At 44.7% G+C, this 2,049-nt stretch carries 2 protein-coding genes; one reads left to right on the top strand and one right to left on the bottom strand.

What is annotated here, in order from left to right; translation table 11 throughout:
- Positions 1-530 precede the first annotated feature (530 nt).
- On the bottom strand, positions 531-746 hold the full coding sequence (locus C7B77_RS28920) for a hypothetical protein (RefSeq protein WP_106313207.1): 216 nt from the start codon (positions 744-746) through the stop codon (positions 531-533).
- A 174-nt stretch (positions 747-920) separates the two neighbouring features.
- Between C7B77_RS28920 and C7B77_RS28915 the strand changes: the two genes are divergently transcribed.
- Positions 921-2,030, top strand: a complete 1,110-nt coding sequence (locus C7B77_RS28915) for an AI-2E family transporter (RefSeq protein WP_245894529.1) — start codon at positions 921-923, stop codon at positions 2,028-2,030.
- Positions 2,031-2,049 lie beyond the last annotated feature (19 nt).

The raw sequence follows: 2,049 nt of genomic DNA, 5'->3' as shown, positions 1-2,049 counted from the left end.
GCGGCTTTCGCCGTTTCCGTGTCGCTGTTTCCCTCGACCGCTTTACTAATATATCCTGCCTGAATGGGTTTGTCAACTCTTTTTTTAAAATTCTTTCACCACTGATGATAATTAGCCTTTAAATGTGGCTCTGGGTAAGTGTTTGCAAGTAATTACTCGTGAAAATTAGTCGGTTATAGATAGCAAAGAGTCAATTGCGACCAAAATTTAGAGCTATTAACGAAGCAAAGCGGTTAGATGGCAATCGTGGAATTGAAAAGATCGCGATTTCCCTGAAGGAAATCGGCTGTCGTGGGGGACTGTGGGCGATCGATAGAGATTCCTTATGAAGTAGATTCGGCATCATCATTCAGATCGGGTGAATTTATAGGTTTTTGCGATCGACCGGATTTTTTGACAGCATTGGCAAGCAAATATTCGATTTGGGCGTTGATACTTCTCAAGTCATCCGCCGATCACTTTTCTAAAATCCGATCGAATTACTGGTCTAGGCGTAATAAAAACCTGGCGTAGGCGAGGTGAGAGAGGATTCACACGACTACCCGATCGGGTTCGACTGTAAAAAAGCCCAATATCGATGCGATCGGGATAACCAAAATCACAGCTACGATCTTGGCTAGTACCTCAGCTCCATCTTCTATCCACGGTGCGGTCTTCGCTCTTTGGGTAATTAAGGTGTCGATTGCCACCAAGATGATGAAGCAGTCGATCTTAAATGCTGATGATTTCTCGATGTTCGGTTTCATGAGTGGTTAATTTTCAATCCCAATTTTTCTCTGCCGACTTTTCAAGGTTTCGATTGCAAAGATACCGATCGATTGAAAGTATTATTGTTTGGAGGCGGTTGGCAGCGGTGAGATCCTCAAATTTGCTAAGTTAGTCGTAACTGTTAGACAATCTTGTGGCGATCGCCTTTGGATTTGCCGCACAAACTTGGCAAACGACAAGATCCGCGATCGAGTATCATCCAAGGAGCACGAACCACTGTGGACAAAGAGCCAGAACCACCGATTCATCGACATCTAGGACATCAAATCGGTACCAATACCCTCGTGCGCTTTTTACTGTTTTTTTGTGCGGGATGGGCGGGTGTTACATTATTTCAATATTTTGAGTACGTAATTTTTGTATTTGCGTTTTCGTCAATTTTGGCACTGTTGCTAAATTATCCACTGTCCTATTTCCAGCGATTTGTGGGTCGAAATATTGCGCTAGGCATGGTGATTGCCTTGAGCCTGCTGACGATCGTCGTGCTGGCGATCGCCATCGGGTTGACATTGAGTAATCAAATTCAACAATTGGCGACATTACTACTCCAGTCCTTCAATCGCGCCGACAATCCACTCGATCGGTTTCAGAGTACGCTAACAGCCGCCAATATTAAGCTAGATTTAGATGCGATTTCCGATCAGATTCGCACGGCATTTGAATTTGGCTTAAATTGGGCGGTAAATTCTGTGCCCGTTCTGCTCCAAAATTATGTCACTTGTATCATTGTCATTGTCATTGCCTTTTTCATGCTCATCGATGGTGCCAAGCTCTGGCAACTCGTGCTAAAACTAGTCCCCGAGCGGCATCGCAGTCGAGTGGCGATCGCCGTGCAGAAAAATTTTGTTGGATTTTTGCGCGGACAATTGCTGATTTCGTTTCTTCTCAGTGTCGCTACATTTCTAGTATTTGTAGTGTTTCAAATCCCATTTTCATTTTTACTAGCCGTAACGATTGGAGTATTTGACTTAATTCCGGGGATTGGGGCAACTTTAGGTGGGAGCTTTGTCTGCTTGATTATTTTGGTTCAAAGCGGTTGGCTGACGGCACTCAAGGTATTTGCAATTTGTGTGGTGCTCCAACAGTTACAAGATAATTTTGTGTCGCCACGGGTGATGCAAAGTACGGTGCATCTCAATCCTGTAGTGGTATTTTTTGCGCTGCTAGTGGGGACGCGAGTGTCGGGAGTACTCGGCGTCTTCTTAGCAATTCCGATCGCGGGAGTGATTGTTAGCCTTTTAGAGATTGAAGAAGCACAATGAGGTGGGGAGAGGGGTGGAT

Source organism: Chamaesiphon polymorphus CCALA 037 (assembly GCF_003003845.1).
Taxonomy (GTDB): domain Bacteria; phylum Cyanobacteriota; class Cyanobacteriia; order Cyanobacteriales; family Chamaesiphonaceae; genus Chamaesiphon; species Chamaesiphon polymorphus.
The sequence above is the reverse complement of the archived record's forward strand: the minus strand, read 5'-3'. Positions and strand labels throughout refer to the sequence as shown.